The organism is Streptomyces sp. NPDC002499, assembly GCF_053595415.1.
In genome coordinates this window covers 287,106-303,325 of sequence record NZ_JBSFXO010000013.1, presented here as the reverse complement: position 1 = coordinate 303,325, position 16,220 = coordinate 287,106, and the positions used below count along the sequence as shown (strand labels likewise).

General features: G+C 72.2%; 12 protein-coding genes. 7 read left to right on the top strand and 5 right to left on the bottom strand.

Annotated elements, in window-relative coordinates:
• Nucleotides 1-3: 3 nt before the first annotated feature.
• The gene (locus ACWD5F_RS34710; protein ID WP_451260296.1) at nt 4-2,778 is read right to left on the bottom strand and encodes an AAA family ATPase; all 2,775 of its coding nucleotides are present in this window, start codon (nt 2,776-2,778) and stop codon (nt 4-6) included.
• 269 nt (nt 2,779-3,047) lie between these two features.
• Between ACWD5F_RS34710 and ACWD5F_RS34705 the strand changes: the two genes are divergently transcribed.
• From ACWD5F_RS34705 to ACWD5F_RS34695, 3 genes are all read left to right on the top strand, one after another.
• A complete protein-coding gene (locus tag ACWD5F_RS34705; RefSeq protein WP_280880068.1) occupies nt 3,048-3,710 on the top strand; it encodes a helix-turn-helix transcriptional regulator in 663 nt (220 codons plus the stop codon).
• A gap of 151 nt (nt 3,711-3,861) precedes the next feature.
• Nucleotides 3,862-4,548 (top strand): DUF4255 domain-containing protein, encoded by a 687-nt coding sequence (locus ACWD5F_RS34700; protein ID WP_451260295.1) that lies wholly within the window; start codon nt 3,862-3,864, stop codon nt 4,546-4,548.
• A gap of 50 nt (nt 4,549-4,598) precedes the next feature.
• Complete coding sequence (locus ACWD5F_RS34695) at nt 4,599-6,677, top strand: ATP-binding protein (RefSeq protein WP_451260353.1); 2,079 nt, start codon at nt 4,599-4,601, stop codon at nt 6,675-6,677.
• Between the two features lie 57 nt (nt 6,678-6,734).
• Here ACWD5F_RS34695 and ACWD5F_RS34690 read toward each other — a convergent pair whose 3' ends face one another.
• The 4 genes from ACWD5F_RS34690 to ACWD5F_RS34675 all read right to left on the bottom strand — a co-directional run bounded on the left by ACWD5F_RS34690 (nt 6,735) and on the right by ACWD5F_RS34675 (nt 12,545).
• On the bottom strand, nt 6,735-8,123 hold the full coding sequence (locus ACWD5F_RS34690; RefSeq protein WP_451260294.1) for a ricin-type beta-trefoil lectin domain protein: 1,389 nt from the start codon (nt 8,121-8,123) through the stop codon (nt 6,735-6,737).
• 1 nt (nt 8,124) lies between these two features.
• The gene (locus ACWD5F_RS34685) at nt 8,125-9,552 is read right to left on the bottom strand and encodes an RICIN domain-containing protein (protein WP_451260293.1); all 1,428 of its coding nucleotides are present in this window, start codon (nt 9,550-9,552) and stop codon (nt 8,125-8,127) included.
• A 4-nt stretch (nt 9,553-9,556) separates the two neighbouring features.
• The gene (locus ACWD5F_RS34680) at nt 9,557-10,981 is read right to left on the bottom strand and encodes a hydrolase (RefSeq protein ID WP_451260292.1); all 1,425 of its coding nucleotides are present in this window, start codon (nt 10,979-10,981) and stop codon (nt 9,557-9,559) included.
• Between the two features lie 82 nt (nt 10,982-11,063).
• On the bottom strand, nt 11,064-12,545 hold the full coding sequence (locus ACWD5F_RS34675) for an eCIS core domain-containing protein (protein ID WP_451260291.1): 1,482 nt from the start codon (nt 12,543-12,545) through the stop codon (nt 11,064-11,066).
• 230 nt (nt 12,546-12,775) lie between these two features.
• On the opposite strand from ACWD5F_RS34675, the gene ACWD5F_RS34670 reads away from it, so the two are divergent.
• The 4 genes from ACWD5F_RS34670 to ACWD5F_RS34655 all read left to right on the top strand — a co-directional run bounded on the left by ACWD5F_RS34670 (nt 12,776) and on the right by ACWD5F_RS34655 (nt 15,559).
• Nucleotides 12,776-14,374 carry a phage tail sheath subtilisin-like domain-containing protein gene (locus tag ACWD5F_RS34670; RefSeq protein WP_451260290.1) on the top strand — a complete coding sequence of 533 codons (1,599 nt, stop codon included), beginning with the start codon at nt 12,776-12,778 and terminating at the stop codon, nt 14,372-14,374.
• A 68-nt stretch (nt 14,375-14,442) separates the two neighbouring features.
• A complete protein-coding gene (locus ACWD5F_RS34665) occupies nt 14,443-14,886 on the top strand; it encodes a phage tail protein (protein WP_133047373.1) in 444 nt (147 codons plus the stop codon).
• Nucleotides 14,886-15,404 (top strand): hypothetical protein, encoded by a 519-nt coding sequence (locus tag ACWD5F_RS34660; RefSeq protein ID WP_451260289.1) that lies wholly within the window; start codon nt 14,886-14,888, stop codon nt 15,402-15,404. The genes ACWD5F_RS34665 and ACWD5F_RS34660 overlap by 1 nt, the downstream gene beginning before the upstream one ends.
• Nucleotides 15,401-15,559, top strand: a complete 159-nt coding sequence (locus ACWD5F_RS34655) for a DUF6760 family protein (RefSeq protein WP_185146030.1) — start codon at nt 15,401-15,403, stop codon at nt 15,557-15,559. Before ACWD5F_RS34660 ends, ACWD5F_RS34655 begins: the two co-directional genes overlap by 4 nt.
• Nucleotides 15,560-16,220: the final 661 nt, after the last annotated feature.

Genomic DNA, 16,220 nt, shown 5'->3' with positions numbered 1-16,220 from the left:
GCCCTAGTCGGCCGCCAGCGCCTGCGGCAGCTCTCCCCGTCTCCGTATCCCCAACTTCTTGTACGTGCTGGTGAGATGGGTTTCCACCGTTCGGCGGGCCAGGTGGAGGAGGTCGGCTATCTCCGTGTTCGTGCGGCCCTGGGCGGCGAGTTGGGCGATGCGGCGTTCGCTGCCCGTGAGGGAGCGGGAGCCGGTGCGGACCAGGGGCGGGCGGCGGGCGCCGCCCTCGCGCAGGGCCTCCTCGGCGAGGGCGCGGAGCCGCAACGCGCCCAGGCGTTCGGCGCGTTCGGCCGCCTCGCGCAGACACTCGCGGGCCCGGGCGCCTTCGGCGGCGGTGAGTTGGCGGCCCTGGGCGAGGAGGGCCGCGACCAGCTCCGGCTCGGCCGTGGCCGGCGCCGTGCGCAGCAACCGTACGGACTCCTCGGCCAGTTCGAGGCCGCGGCGGCCGCCGGTGACCGTGCCGAGGGTGCGCAGGGCGCGGCCCACCGTGCGGGGTGTGCCCCACTCGCGGGCCAGCCGCAGCTCCTCCTCGGCCAGCGCGAGCGCCTCGCGGGGGTCGCCGAGCGCGTGCCGGCACTCGGCGGCGGCCGAGCGCCACGGCGTGACCACCGGGCTGACCACGTCGCGTGCCGACTGGCGGCGCCCGCACTCCAGGAAGTCGTGCAGCGCCCCGGCCGGATCGCCCGCGGCGGCCCGCTGGAGTCCGCGCGCGTAGAGGAACCGGTTCAACTCCCAGGAGTCCGGCGCCTCCCGCAGGTCGAAACCGTCCGCGAGGCGCCGTGCCTCGACCGTGCGGCCGGTCTCCACGAGCGCGATCAGGGTGTGCGCGTGCACGTTGGAGGGGCCGTCGTGCAGCCGGACGGGCGGCTCGACCGGGAGGTCCGCCCACTCGCCGCGCACCGCCGCGATGTCGGCGCGGGTGTTGAGCAGCGCCTGGTGCATGGGGTGCAGCATCCCGGGCCGCTGACCGGCGAGGCCGCGCTCCACGAGCCGCTCCGCCTCGTCGAGTTCGTCGGCCCACTGGGCGACGGCGGCCGCCGTGCCCAGCAGGAAGGGCTCGGTCAGCGGGTCGGCCGGCTCGGCGAGCAGGTCCCGTACCTGGCGCATGGCGTCGGCGGCGGAGGTGAGTCCGGCGGTGGCCGCGTACCGGACGAGCAGGGCGCGGGTGGCCGGGCCGACCAACTCCGGTGCGCGTCGGGCGCGTTCGCACAGTCCCCGGTACACCTCGCGGCGGACGGTCTGGTCCTGTTCGGAGAGGAGGGCGGAGGCGCTCTGCAGGATGCCCGCCAGGTCGGGGCGGCCGACGAGCTGTTCGTCCAGTCCGTGCAGCACCTCCACCGCGGCCCGGGCCCGGCCGCGCCCGGCGAGCGCGGTGCCCAGGGCCATCGCGGCGCGCACCCTGTCCTGCGGCGGGCCGGGCAGGCCCAGGGCCTCGGTGAGCCGGGGTATGCCGGCCGAAGAGCCGCGGCCCGCGCACTCCAGGGAGCCCAGTTCGGTCAGCAGCCGCTGCCGGCGTTCGTCGGGCAGCGTCTCGTCCAGGGCCCGGCGCAGGTACTCCACGGCGTCGTCGGGGCGGCCGTCGCGCACGGCGAGCGCGCCGGCGTCCTGGAGCACCCCCGGCGCCCAGGAGGTGCCCACCCGGTCGGAGACCAGCAGTTGGCGGGCGACCGCCTCGGTGGGGGCGCCCCGGTGCAGCATCGCCTCGGCGGCGGCCCGGTGCGCGGCGCGCCGCCGGGTCATGGGCACGCCGGTGAGCACCGCGTCCCGCAGCAGCGGATGGGCGTAGCGGGGGCGGCCGTCGGCGTCCGGGCGCAGCAGGCCGAGCCCGGTCATCGCGGTCAGCCAGCCCGCCACCCGCGCGGGGTCGGTGCCCGCCAACTCGGCCAGCAGTCCGCCGAGTCGACCGGCCGGCTCGAGGTCCCAGGCGCCGGCCGGCGCGTGGTCCCAGCCCTCGTCGAGGGCGGCGAGGGCCCGCGCCACCTCGGCGGTGCCGGGCCCGGCGCTGTCCAGCCACCACGACACGGCCGCCGAGTACTCGCCGGGGTAGAGGGCGGCGGTCGTCTCGGGCACGGTAGAGGGGCCGCCGGGGGCTCCGAGGTCGTCCAGCAGGGCGCGCAGCAGCAGCGGGCTGCCGGCGCCGGCCCGCACGCAGTCGGCCACCCAGGAGGGGCGGGCCGAGGGGAACTCCGCGCGCACCACGAAGGCCGCCCGGTCCGGGGTGAGCGGGGCGAGGGTGTGGGTGTGCACGAGAGCCGGCGAGAGGGTGTGGGTCAGGCCCGGTGTGGGCACGTCGATGTCGTACTGGCTGCGTTCGGTGACGGCCAGCAGGACGGGCTGCCTTAATCGGCCCACGTGCCGGGCGATCTCCACCAGCCAGCGGTGGGAGGGGGCGTCGGCGAGGTGGATGTCGTCCACCGCGAGCAGCAGGGGGGACTCGTCGACGTAGGAACGCAGGGCGCGGCTCAGCAGCGCGGCCCGGTCGCGTTCGCTCGCCGCGGGACCGATCTCGTCGAATTCGGGTACGGGGCCCAGCAGTTGGAGCACGGTCGCGAAGGGTGCGGTGGTGTCGCCCGGGGAGCAGCGGGCGCGCAGCACGCGCATGCCGTGGGCGGTGGCGTCCGCGGCGGCGGCCTCCAGGACGGTGGTGCGGCCGGTGCCGGTGGCACCGCGCAGCAGCACCAGGCTCCCGGTGCCGGCCCGGGCGCGGGCCGCCGCGTCCGCCAACAGCGCGGCGGCTTCCCGATGTTCGCGCGGTCGCTCATGGTGCGCCTGGGACATCCCTGCCTCCTTGCTCGGACGTGCCGTGTTCCGCTGTCGAGGACGACCGCGGAGGCCGATGGGTGACGTGACAAGTCCCACGGTGGCCGGAACCCGTCCTCGGGGAACCGGGCGGTCCACCTCCGTCGTGGTACCCGTACCGCCGATCTCGTGGTGCTGCTCGTGGTGCTCCACGATTGCCGCCGCCCCACCCGCCACACGAGTGTGAGGAGCACACACCTGTCACCGCCCGCACAGAGGTGACATGTACGTGGACATGGGGGAAACGCTTGCTCAGCTCATCGCGGACCACACGCTCCGGTACGGCGGACGTGCCCGAGCGGATACCCGTGGCGGTGCACGCGCCCGACCCGATCCTGCGCGAAGGGGCGACCGGCCAGCTGCGCCGGTACCCGGAGATCGAACTGCGCGAGGAGTCGGGCCCCGGCACGGTGGCCCTGCTCGTGGGCGACGTGCTGGACGAGGCCACGCTGACCCGATTGCGCCGTCTGGTGCGCAGCGAGGGCGCGCGGGCGGTGCTCGTGGTGAGTTCGCTGCGGGAGACCGAACTGCTCGACGTGATCGAGTGCGGGGTCGGCGCCATCGTGTGGCGGCACGAGGCGACGGCGACCCGCCTCGTACAGGCCGTGATCGCGGCCGCGCGCGGCGACGGGGACCTGCCGGCGGATCTGCTGGGCCGGCTCATCAACCAGGTCGGGACACTGCACCGCAGTGCGGCGGGCCGGACCGGCGCACCCTCCTCGGGGCTGACGCCGCGTGAGGTGGATGTGCTGCGGTTGGTCGCCGAGGGACTGGACACCGGAGAGATCGCCGCCAAGCTGTCCTACTCCGAACGCACCGTCAAGAATGTGATGCACGGGCTGACGACCCGACTGCATCTGCGCAATCGGGCGCACGCCGTGGCCCATGCCCTTCGGGAAGGTTACATCTGACCGCAAGGGCAGCCGGGGCCGCCCCCTCGGACAGGACGTTCTGCCCCGCCGCCGTCCCCTGCGTGCCTGCGGGGGCGGGGCCGGCCGGGGGCAGGATCGGAGAGCGGCAGGTCAGGCACGCGGTTGGGCACGGCAGGGCGGGAGCACGACGGTGATCCACGAAGTGGACGAGGTCCTCAAGGAGCTGCTCGGCGGCGGCGCGCTGGCGGGTTCCGGGATCGACGTCGCCCTCGACGCGCCGACCCGCGACTGGGCCGCCCGCCGCAACGCGCCCACGATCAACGCCTACTTGTACGACATCCGTGAGGACGTCAATCGCCGTCAGCGCGGGCACGTGCCGGTGCGCGACGAGCGGGACGTGATCGTGAAACGGCGTCAGCCGCCGCGCTGGTTCCGGCTGTCGTACCTGGTGACGGCGTGGACGAAGCAACCGCAGGACGAACACCGACTGCTGTCCGCCGTGTTGGCCACGCTGATCCCGCGCGAGCTGATCGCCCCCGAGGAACTCCCTGGCTCGCTCGGCGCGTTGGGCCTCACGGTCGGCCTCTCGGTGGCCGGCATCCAGACCGAGGCGCGCTCGCTGGCCGAGATCTGGTCCGCGCTGGGCGGCGAACTCAAGCCGTCCCTCGACCTGGTGGTCACCGCCCCCTTCCCGGCCTACCCCGAGTACGACGCGGGCCCGCCCGTCACCGAGGGCGCCGCGGTCCGCGTCCGCACCATGGACGAGGAGCACCCGGTCACCGAGGAACGCGCCCACCGCCCGGTCCAGGTGGCCGCCACCCGCGACGCCCGCACGACGGCCCGGCCCGACAAGAACCAGGAGACGGACCGCAGTTGACGACGCAGACCCCGCGCGGTGCGGCGCCCGACGCCGAGACGTACGCGGAAGTGCCGCACGCCCCGGAGTCGTACGCGGAAGGGCCGCACGAACCGGCGGCTCAGTCCGTCTCCGGCAGCGCCGCCGCGCTCGTCGCCCGGCTCGACGTCCTGCGCGACCGCGTGGCCGTGCTGGTCGAGATCCGCTCCGCCGACGACCCCACCGCCGGCGACCCGCTGCGCGGCCTGTACCTGTCGGAGGAGGCGGTACGGCACCTGCTGGAGCCGGTGGAACCGGTCCGGGAGGCCTTCGCCGACGCCCATTTCCGGGCCGAGTCCGCCGCCCCGCAGGATCGTCTCGTCGCCCTCGCCCGGCGCCTGGCCCTGACCGAACTCGACGCGGCGCTGCTGCTCATCGCGCTCGCGCCCGACCTGGACCGCACCTTCGAACCGCTGTACGGCTATCTGAACGACGACGTCAGCCGGCGCCGGGCCACGGTCGCGCTGGCGCTGGACCTGCTCGGCGTGCCCGTGCACTCGGCGGGTGCACGGGCGCGGTTCCACGCCGATGCCCCCTTGTCGACGCTCGGGTTGCTCACCGTGGAGGAGCCCGAGCGTCCTTTCCTCAGCCGGTCGTTGCGGGTGCCCGACCGGCTCGTGGCGCACCTGCTCGGCGACGACACCCCGGACGCGACACTCACCGGCCACCTGCACCCGCTGCCGGCGCCGCCCCCGTCGTACGACACGGACGACTCGTACGAGGGTCAGGACCCGTTCCAGGACGGCGAGTTCGCCCCCTTCGCGCACCGGCTGGCCGTTCATCTCGCCGCCGGTCCCCCGCTCGCCGTCTACCTCCGTGAGCGGCGCGAGGGCGAGGGGCTCGCCTGTGTCGCCGCCGCCCTGCACACCGCGGGCGTGCCGGCGCTGCGCTTCTCGGGTCCCGAGGACCGCGTACCCGACCTGGTGCGGGAGGCCCGGCTGAGCGGGCGGGCGATCGTCGTCTCCGGGCTGCCGGACCGACCGGCGGGCCTGATGCGGGAGTTGACGGCTGTCACCGATGTGCCCGTGCTGGTCACCGGAGCCCGCCCGTACGACCCCCAGTGGTGCGCGCACGACCCGCTCGTGCTGGACGTGCCCGCGCAGCAGGCGGAGGCGGTACGCACCTGGTCGGCCGCTCTCGGCGAGGAGCCCGGCTTCGATCTGGCCGCCGTCGTCGCCCCGTACCACCTCTCCGGCGACCGCATCTCGCGGGCCGCACAGGCCGCCCGTCAGCTCGCCCGCTTCGACGGCACCCCGCTCTCCCCCGCCCATCTGCGCCTGGGCGCCCGGCAGCAGTCGGCGTCGGGGCTCGAGCAGCACGCCCGCCGTATCCACCCCGCGGTCGACTGGCAGGACCTCGTGCTGCCCGACCGTCCGCTCACCCAGCTGCGCGAACTCGCCCTGCGCGCCCGACATCGCGACCGGGTCCTCGGCGACTGGCGGCTCAGCGCGGGCGGCGGCCGGGGCCGGGGCGTGCTCGGGCTGTTCGCGGGCGAGTCCGGCACCGGCAAGACGCTGTCGGCGGAGGTGGTCGCCGCCGAACTGGGCCTCGACCTCTACGTCGTCCAACTCTCTTCCGTGGTCGACAAATACGTCGGCGAGACCGAGAAGAACCTGGAGCGCATCTTCTCCGAGGCCGACCGCACCGACGCCGTGCTCCTCTTCGACGAGGCCGACGCCGTGTTCGGCAAGCGCTCCGAGGTGAAGGACTCGCACGACCGGTACGCCAACATGGAGAGCGCCTATCTGCTCCAGCGGCTCGAGTCCTTCCACGGCATCGCCCTGCTCACCACCAACCTGCGGGCCAACATCGACGAGGCGTTCACCCGGCGCCTTGACCTGGTGGTCGACTTCCCGTTCCCGGACCGCCACCAGCGGCTCGCCCTGTGGCGGCAGAGCCTGTCCCACGTGCCGTGTGCCGGTGAGGTCGAACTCGGGCCCGTGGCCGCCGACTTCGAGCTGGCCGGCGGCTCCATCCGCAGCGCGGTGGTGACCGCCGCGTATCTCGCCGCGGCCCGCGACGACCTCGTCACCGGGACGGACCTCCTGGAGGGCGCCCGCCGCGAGTACCGCAAGGCGGGGCGGCTGGTGCCCGGCGAAGGGTCCTGGTAGCGGCGGCACTTGGCGACGGTGGCGGCCGGGCTCCCACGCGGCCGCCACCGGTCCCGGTCAGTCCTGCACGCGCCACTTCTGGTTGGGCGTGCCGGAGCAGGTCCACAGCTGGAGCTTGGTGCCCTTGGCGGTGCCGTTGTCCTTGGCGTCGACGCACTTGTCGGCCTGCGGGTTCACCAGGTCGCCGGCCTGGCTCAGCACGAACTGCTGGGCCGGGTTGCCGCTGCACCGGGCGAGCTGGATGTGCGCCCCGTCGTCCTTGGAGCCCCACGCCACGTCCATGCACATGCCGAGCGAGCGCACGGTGCCGTCCCCGCGGAAGTCCCACTTCTGGTTGGCGCTGCCGGCACAGTCCCAGAGTTGGAGCTGCGTGCCGTCCTTGCCCTTGCCGTTCTGGGTGTCGGTGACGTCGATACAGCGGTCCGAGCCCTGCCCGATGATGAGCTGCCCCACCACCTTGACGGTCTTCTTCGGCGTGGGCTTCGACTCGGTCGGCTGCTTCTCGCCGCCGCCCGTCGAGCCCGTGGACCCCGAGGAACCGGACGTGTCGGTGTCCCCCGAGCCGCCCGACCCCTTGTCCGACTCCTCCTCGGTCGCCAACGGGACGGGCGGCTCCGGGGCCGCCTGGGCGAGGTCGGGACTGGCCTGCGACGACGGGGCGAGCGGGTTGCCGGCCACGACGGGCTTCGGCCTGGCACCGGTACCGACCTGGGGCTTGTAGGCGATCCAGAACATCGTGAAGGCGAGAGCGAGGGCGACGAAGACACCGAAGAAGGTCGCCAGCCAGCGGGGCAGGAGTCCGCCCTGGAGGTAAGTCCCCTCCACCGGAAGGGGATTGGCGCCCGATCGCAGGACCGACAGCGCGTACGGCCGCTGTTCCTTCGACCCGAACCAGATGATCCGGCGCGGCTTCAGCGTCGCCTTGACGAAGGCGGCCCGCCCCGGCTCGATCTGCACGCTGCTGGGATGGATGTCGTACGCCAGGTGATCGCCGTGGTCACTGCCACTGATCGACGCCGTGAGCCCGGTGTTGCCCAGGTTGTCCACGGCGAGCCGCGGCCGCCCCCGGAACCGCCCCTTCACCGTCGGCGGCACCAACTCGGCCCGCACTTCCGTGAACGGAGTGATCGTCAGGTTCCCCTCGGGGACGGTCGTCGCCTCGGGGTGCTCGGTCGGCGTGATCCGCACCGCGTACGGGTTCGGGCCCGCCGTCGCATCGGGTGTGCGCGGCGGGGAGAAGGTCAGGTCCACCGACCCCGTCGTCCCCGGATACAGCCGGAGCGTCTGCGGCTCCACCGTCGTCCAGGGTGCGACCGGGCCCACCGCCTCGAAGCGGTACTCGTCCACCACGTCACCGGTGTTGCGCAGGCGCAGCCGCACCCGCGTGCTGCCACCCGGATCGACCGTCGCCGAAGCGGGTTCCAGAGAAGTCCACAGGCCGGTCACGTCATGCCTCCGTCGGGTGGACGATCCGCCACTCCTGGTCGTCGGTGGTGGAGCAGTCGAAGAGAGTGAGGTTGAGGTCGTTGGCGGACGAGCTGTTGCCGTCCACGTCGAGGCATTTGTTGTTGCTCGCGAAGTTGCGGATCCAGTAGTCGCCGCTCTCCTGCTTGTCGATCCACCACAGTTGGTTGTCGGCGGTCGTGCCGTCGCAGGTGAACTCGGTGATCTTCGTGCGGATCGGCTGCGCCCCGTAGTAGGGCAGGTCCATACAGAGCCCGTCCTTCACGTTCCGGATCTGGAAGAGCGCGGTGCTGCCGGGGCCGCCCTTCGGGTACTTCACCTCAAGGTTCCAGAGCTGGTTGTCGTGGCTGGTGCCGTCGCAGATGTACTGGCGCACCGGGCCGTTGATCGTGCCCTTGTCGTAGTTCGGGATGTCCGCGCACTTGGTGGTCGTGGCGTTGCGCAGCAGGACGTTCGTCGCGGGCACCACGGGCTTCGGGGTCTTCTTCTTGGGCGGCGCCTGCGAACTGCCGCCGCCACCGCCTCCACTGCCGGCCTGCTCGGTCTGCCCGCCGCCGGTCTGCGCCGCCGGAGCGGACGGCTGCGGAGCGGGCGGTGTGAGGACCGGGCTGGGGGTCGGGGTGGGCGTGAGGGCGTTGCCGGCCTCGACGGGCTTCGGTCTGGCGCCGGTACCGACCTGGGGCTTGTACGCGATCCACAGCATGGCGAAGGTGATCGCCAGGGCGAAGAAGATGCCGAAGAACGTCGCGAGCCAGCGGGGCAGGAAGCCGCGCTGAAGGTAAGTCCCCTCCACGGCAACGGGGTTGGCCCCTGAGCGCAACACGGAGAGTTCGTACGGGCGTTGTTCCTTGGGCCCGAACCAGATGATCCGGCGCGGCTTCAACGTCGTCTTCACGAACGCCGCCCGACCCGGCTCGATCTGCACGTTGCCCGGGTGGATGTCGTACGCGAGGTGATCGCCCTGGTCACTGCCGCTGATCGACGCCGTCAGCTTCGTATTGCCGATGTTGTCGATCGCCAGCTTCGGCCGCCCACGAAAACGCCCCTTCACGGTCGGCGGCACCAACTCGGCCCGCACTTCCGTGAACGGAGTGATCGTCAGATTCCCCTCGGGGACGGTCGTCGCCTCGGGGTGCTCGGTCGGCGTGATGCGGATCGCGTACGGGTTCGGTCCGGCCGTCGCATCGGGTGTGCGGGGCGGGGCGAACGTCAGGTCCACCGATCCTGTGGTTCCGGGGTAGAGCCGGAGGGTCGTCGGCTCCACCGTCGTCCAGGGCGCGATCGGGCCCACCGCCTCGAAGCGGTACTCGTCCACCACGTCACCGGTGTTGCGCAGGCGCAGCCGCACGCGCGTGCTGCCGCCCGGATCGACCGTCGCCGAAGCGGGTTCGAGTGAGGTCCACAGAGTCATGGCGTCACACCGTCAGCTTGATGGCTTCGATCCAGTGGTTGTTGTCGAAGTTGCCGGCGGTGTTGAGGCCGGGGCGGGCGTCGTTGCAGACCTGCTGGCTCCAGTCCTGTTCGACCTGCTTGACGGTGTTGCAGAGCTGACCGGAGCCGACGTTCCAGACGAAGGTCACCATGTACGGGGCGTCCTTCGCCGTGCTGCCCACGTAGTTGTCCTTGCCGTCCTCGACGATGGCCGTCCACTTGGGCAGCCAACTGCCCTGGCCGTTGGTCGACTCGGGGTTGTGCACCATGGCCGTGCCGGCGGAACCGTCAACGCCGTACACCGCGATGTTCAGCGCGGTGACCTGCCTGCCCTGTCCGACCGTGCCGCCGAGGGTGCCGTCGCAGACCGGCTTCTGCCAGCCCGCGCCGAACACGAACGCGCGGTAGCAGACGTGCCGTCCGCCGGGGTCGCTCTTGGCCAGCCGCTTCACGGCGGTCGCCGCCGTGTCCGCCTTGGGCTTGGCGGTCACCGTGGCCTCGGCCCCACCGCCGCCCCCGGACCCGCTTCCCCCGCCCGCCGCACCGGAGTCGGCGGCCGGCGGTGCGCTGGTCGTCGCGGGGGCCGCCGGTATCACCGGAGCGGCGCTCGCCGAGGGAGTGGGCGTGAGGGCGTTGCCGGCCTCGACGGGCTTGGGCCTGGCGCCCGTACCGACCTGGGGCTTGTACGCGATCCACAGCATGGCGAAGGTGATCGCGAGGGCGAAGAAGATGCCGAAGAACGTGGCGAGCCAGCGAGGAAGGAAGCCGCGCTGGAGGTAAGTCCCCTCCACCGGGTGGGGGTTGGTGCCCGAGCGCAGGACCGACAGCGTGTACGGGCGTTGTTCCTTCGGGCCGAACCAGATGATCCGGCGCGGCTTCAACGTCGTCTTCACGAACGCCGCCCGACCCGGCTCGATCTGCACGTTGCCCGGGTGGATGTCGTAGGCGAGGTGATCGCCCTGGTCACTGCCGCTGATCGACGCCGTCAGCTTGGTATTGCCGATGTTGTCGATCGCCAGCTTGGGGCGGCCCCTGAACCTGCCCTTCACGGTCGGCGGCACCAACTCCGCCCGCACCTCCGTGAACGGAGTGATCGTCAGATTCCCCTCGGGGACGGTCGTCGCCTCGGGGTGCTCGGTCGGGGTGATCCGTACCGCGTACGGGTTCGGGCCCGCGGTGGCGTCCGGGGTGCGCGGCGGGGCGAACGTCAGGTCCACCGATCCCGTCGTCCCCGGGTACAGGCGGAGCGTCTGCGGCTCCACCGTCGTCCAGGGTGCGATGGGCCCCACCGCCTCGAAGCGGTACTCGTCCACCACGTCACCGGTGTTGCGCAACCTAAGCCGCACGCGCGTGCTGCCGCCCGGATCAACCGTCGCGGAAGCAGGTTCCAGAGAAGTCCACAGGCTCACAGCGACACGTTAGGTGGGGTCGACGGGGCCGGTCAGGAGGCTTTGGGGCACATCGGGTGACCGGCGGGGCAGAGTGGTGCGGTCAGTCCTTCAGTTCGTCGAGCCCCGGCTTCGCGCGCGGTCCGGTCGAGTAGGGCCGCAGGGTCATGTGCTGCGAGCTGTTGCCGGCCATCCGCTGGAACTGGGAGAGGCTCACCTTCAGCGTGATGTTCCCGTAGTTGGGGTCCTTGTAGCGGACCTCCCGGCTCCCCGTGTCGTAGGAGTCGATGAGAACGGCGTGCACCGTGCTCTCCATCGTGCTCGCCAACCGCGAGGTCAGGTCCAGTTCCGGCGCGGACGTGTCGTCGCCCGCCTTCAGCTTGAACCGCCGCTTGATGCCGGCGTAGCAGGGCAGGCTCTGGTGCGTCATCGCGAGGTGGACGTCGTTGAGGCTCTGGCTCGCGTCGATCTGCGCGGGGGCGGTGTCGAGGAGCTTGTTCACCTCGTCACCCTGCGCGCCCACCTTCTGCACCAGCTTCGTGGCACGGTCCTGGGCCTTGGCGTAGACGTCACGGATCGAGGCGAACTGTGCGCTGCCGTTCTGGAAGTCCAGCTTGTCGAGCGAGGTCTCCGCGCCCATGGACCGGCGAGCGAACAGGGCGACCTCGTCGCGGGTGATGTCCGTGACGGACGGGTCCTGGTGCGCGCGCCAGTTGTCGAGCTTGTTCACCATGACGGCCAGCGCCTCGGCCGTCATCATGACCGCGAGCCGGCGGCCCTCGATGCTGTTCCCCCGCTGCTTCTCCTCCCGCTGGCGGTCGTCGCGGTCGGCCGTGGTGGGGTAGGCCCGCATCGCGACGGACAGCGCCTGGATGGGCAGCCCGTGGTGCTCGGCGATGGCCTCCAGCACGTAGAGCCAGCAGGACGGCCCCTGTTGCACGGCCAGCTTGGTGACCCGCTGCACGGCGCCGGTGGGCGCGGGCGCGGTGGAGGCCTGCGCCGTCGCCGGCATGCGCTGCACCTGCGGCACCGAACCGCTCATCACCTTGCGGGCGTTGTCCACCGCCCGGCGTTCGCCCGAGTCGTTGACGTCGGAGACCCGCACCCCGGTCCCGTTGTCCGTCCCGGGGACCGGGCCCGCCAACTGGTCCTGGTAGTGGGTCAGTTCGTGCGCCCAGTCCTCCTTGGTCATGGTGTCGCCGACGACCACGTTCGGACCGGAGGTGTACGCCTTGGCCTGGAGCTGTACGGCCGAGGCGCGGGCCGTGGCGCCCGTGTGCACGCGTACGCCGCTGAAGTCGGCGCCGCCGAACCGGGCTTCCATCTCGCCGCGCAGCACCGGGTCCATGGACTGCCCGGGAGAGCGCACCACGTCGTGCACGAGGGCCCGGCGCTGCACGGACGGCGTGTGCCCGCAGCCCGCGTCGTGCTCGTGGCGCTCCTCCGCGATCGCCTGGGTCACGGCGGCATTGCCCGCGAGGCGTTGCAGGTCCAGCACGCGTTGCGCGGGCGGACCCGGTACCGGGACGGGGCGTGCCCCCTGCTGGTCGCTGTCCTTGCGGACCGGTGTCCCCTGTGCGCGCACGGCACTCCCTCGAAGCTGGACGTCGACTCCCCAGCGTTACCGGGCCGTCGGGGGACGGGGAAGGACCGGAAGGGCAACGGCGAGGGCACAAGGACCGGGCATCACCGACCGGACTGCCCTTCCGGGCAATCGAGTTGCCCCCGATCAGGCACTGGGGGCCGTTTCGCGGAGAGTTGCGCGCGCGTGAGGGTGGGAGGCGTTCCTGTCTCGTACCCCGAGGAGAGCAGAGCATGCCGTCCTACCTGTCGCCCGGCGTCTACGTCGAGGAGGTGGCCAGCGGCTCGCGCCCCATCGAGGGAGTGGGCACATCGGTCGCGGCCTTCGTGGGCCTGGCCCCGAGCGGCCCGCTGAACGAGCCGACCCTGGTGACCAACTGGACCCAGTACGTGGCGGCCTTCGGTGAGTTCACCGACGGGTACTACCTCGCGCACTCCGTCTACGGCTTCTTCCAGAACGGCGGCAGCGCCGCGTACGTCGTGCGGGTGGGCGGTGCTCCCGGCGCGTCCGCCGGAAACGGCGCCGGCCCCGCCGCGGTCACCGGTTCCGCCGCCCCGGCCGCTCTCCCTGCGGGCGAGCCCCGTCAGTTGGGCACGTTCTCCGTGACGGCGCTCGCCGCCGGCAGCGGCGGCCCGCTGAGCGTCGAGGTCGCGGACGCGGAGGGCGAAGGCCCCGCCGAGCGGTTCAAGCTGATCGTCAAGGACGGCGACAAGGCCGTCGAGAACTTCGACGTGACCGCCAAGAAGGGCGGCCGCAACTACGTGGTCACGCAGGTGAAGGAGCGCTCCAAGCTCATCACCGTGACCGAGGCCGCGCCGGCCGCGCAGCTGGCCCGTCCGGACAACCAGACGCTGGCCCTGGTCTCCCCGGCCGCCGCGCCCGCCGGCTCCGGTGGCACCGACGGCGCCGTCGAGACCTCGCACCCCGGCCCGGCCACCTACCTCGGCGACTCCGCCGACCGCACCGGTTTCGGCGGCCTGGAGGCCGTGGACGAGATCTCCATGGTCGCGGTGCCCGACCTGATGGCCGCCTACCAGCGCGGCGCGATCGACCTGGAGGCCGTCAAGGCCGTCCAGTTGGGCCTGATCGCGCACTGCGAGCTGATGGGCGACCGGGTCGCGATCATCGACCCGCCGCCGAGCCTGAACGCCCGTCAGATCCGGGTGTGGCGGCAGGAGACGGCCGGCTACGACTCCAAGTTCGCGGCCCTGTACTACCCGTGGATCAAGTCCTTCGACCCCTCCAGCGGTCAGTCCCGGCTGATCCCGCCGAGCGGTCACGTGGCCGGCATCTGGGCGCGCAACGACTCCGAGCGCGGTGTGCACAAGGCGCCCGCCAACGAGGTCGTACGCGGCGCGGTGGACCTGGAGATGCAGATCACCCGCGGTGAGCAGGACCTGCTCAACCCGATCGGCGTCAACTGCATCCGCTCCTTCCCGGGCCGCGGCATCCGCGTCTGGGGCGCCCGCACCCTCTCCTCGGACCCGGCCTGGCGCTACCTGAACATCCGCCGGTACTTCAACTACCTGGAGGAGTCGATCCTGATCGGCACCCAGTGGGTGGTGTTCGAGCCGAACGACCACGCCCTGTGGGCGCGGATCCGGCGCAACATCTCGGCGTTCCTGGTCAACGAGTGGCGCAGCGGCGCCCTGTTCGGGCAGCGGCCCGAGGAGGCGTACTACGTCAAGTGCGACGAGGAGACCAACCCGCCGGAGTCGGTCGACGTCGGCCGGGTCGTCTGCGAGATCGGCATCGCGCCGGTCAAGCCCGCCGAGTTCGTGATCTTCCGGCTGGCCCAGTTCTCCAGCGGCAACGGGGAGTTGGAGGAGTAGGGCAGGGCCTCCGCTTCTCCAGGTCTTCTGCCTGCACCACCCTCAGCCCCTAGAAGGACAGCGAATTCATGAGTCTCCAGCCGGGTGACGCCCTCACCTCACACAACTTCGGCCTGCAGATCGACGGCGTGATGGTCGAGTACCTCGCCGAGGTCAGCGGCCTGAGCATCGAGCAGGACGTCATCACGTACCAGCAGAACACCCCCAACGGCCAGAACGTGGTCAAGAACCTGCCGGGTGTGAAGAAGAACGGCACCTGCACGGTGGTCCGCGGTATGACCCAGTCGGCCTCGTTCACCCAGTGGATCAACGAGTCCATCTCCGGTCAGATGACGACGGCCCGCAAGAACGCGTCGATCATCATGATGGACTTCCAGAACAACCCGGTGAAGCGCTACCACCTGCGCAACGCCTGGTGCAACAAGATCGACGCGAGCACGGTCAAGGCCGGCGAGGCCGCCGCGCTCACCGAGACCGTGACCATCGCGTTCGAAGAACTGGTCATCGAGTAATGCGTCGTTCGGCTGCCAGGGCCGGCGGCGCCGTCTCGTACTCCGGCGCGGACGCGGCGGCGCCCGCGTCAGAGGCGGACGGGGAGTTCACGGGCGGTCAGCCGGCCGTGGCCCCCGCGCCGCCCGCCCCCGCGCCACAACCCGAGCCGCTGCGCACGGAGTTCGCCTTCCAGCTGCCGCGCGGATACGTCGACGAGGCGGGCACCGTCCACCGGGACGGCGTGATGCGTCTGTCGACGGCACGGGACGAACTGGTCCCGCTGCGGGACGTGCGGGTGCAGGAGAACCCGGCGTTCCTGTCGGTGGTGCTGCTGGGCCGGGTCATCACCCGCCTCGGCACGCTGCCGATCGTCCACGACGGCATCGTGGAGAACATGTTCGCCTCCGACCTGGCCTTCCTTCAGGACTTCTACCGCCAGATCAACGCGGAGGGCCACACCCGCGCCGCCGTGCAGTGCCCGCACTGCTCAGAGCCGTTCGAGGTGGAACTCGGCGGGAGCCGCCTGGGGGAATCGTGACGTACGCGACCGACCGGCTGCACGAGGAGATCGCGTACGTCGCCTACCACTTCCACTGGAGCATGGACGAGATCCTGGATCTGGAGCACGCCGACCGCCGCCGTTTCACGGACGAGATCGCGTCCCTGGTGACACGGGCCGGGGCGGAGGGCTGAGCGGTGGGTTTCCTGGACCGATTGCGCAGCCGGGGTGTCTCCGTCGGTGGGCGGGGTGACAGTGGCGTGGGCGTCGACGTCGGCGGGAGCAAGGGTGACGGCGAAGCAGCCGTCACCCCCGCACCCGTGCCATCGGGCGGTACGGCGCCTGTGCTCGCCTCCTGGCCGGGGTTGCCGCCGATCCAGCGGACGCTGGCGCCGGGGCGGGCCGGGGTGGCCGACGCGGCCTTCGGCGGCCGCCTGCCGACCTGGCAGAACCCGTCGTTCATGGCCACGGCGTCCCATGCCGTGCTGGACGGCCGCTCCAGCGCGCTCCTCGGCCGGGCAGCGCAGGTGGCGGCCCGTCCGGTGTCAGGTCTCGAACGGCCCGCGGGCTCCTTGCCGTTGGCCGGTCCCGAGCCGACGGCGACACCGGTGCAGCGCGTACCGGCGGTGCCTCTGCGGGTGCTTCCGCCGTCGGTGCCGGGTGCGGGTGGCCGTCCGGCCGCGGCCGGCGGCCCTACGGCCGGGGCGCGAACGCCCTTGGTCGGACAGGCCGTTCAGCGGGTGGCCCGGGTCGGTGCGGCCGATCCGACCGGCGCAACCCGCCCGGGCGGCGATCCCGTTGGGGGCGGAGGTGCGTCGGGTTCGGTCCCCTCTGGGGGTACGTCGGCGCCGGCTC

What these genes read in the sequence shown, in the direction of transcription:
- ACWD5F_RS34660 (WP_451260289.1), top strand. Translation starts at nt 14,886, where the DNA reads ATGCGTCGTTCGGCTGCCAGGGCCGGCGGCGCCGTCTCGTACTCCGGC.
- ACWD5F_RS34710 (WP_451260296.1), bottom strand. Translation starts at nt 2,778, where the DNA reads ATGTCCCAGGCGCACCATGAGCGACCGCGCGAACATCGGGAAGCCGCC.
- ACWD5F_RS34685 (WP_451260293.1), bottom strand. Translation starts at nt 9,552, where the DNA reads ATGACTCTGTGGACCTCACTCGAACCCGCTTCGGCGACGGTCGATCCG.
- ACWD5F_RS34670 (WP_451260290.1), top strand. Translation starts at nt 12,776, where the DNA reads ATGCCGTCCTACCTGTCGCCCGGCGTCTACGTCGAGGAGGTGGCCAGC.
- ACWD5F_RS34665 (WP_133047373.1), top strand. Translation starts at nt 14,443, where the DNA reads ATGAGTCTCCAGCCGGGTGACGCCCTCACCTCACACAACTTCGGCCTG.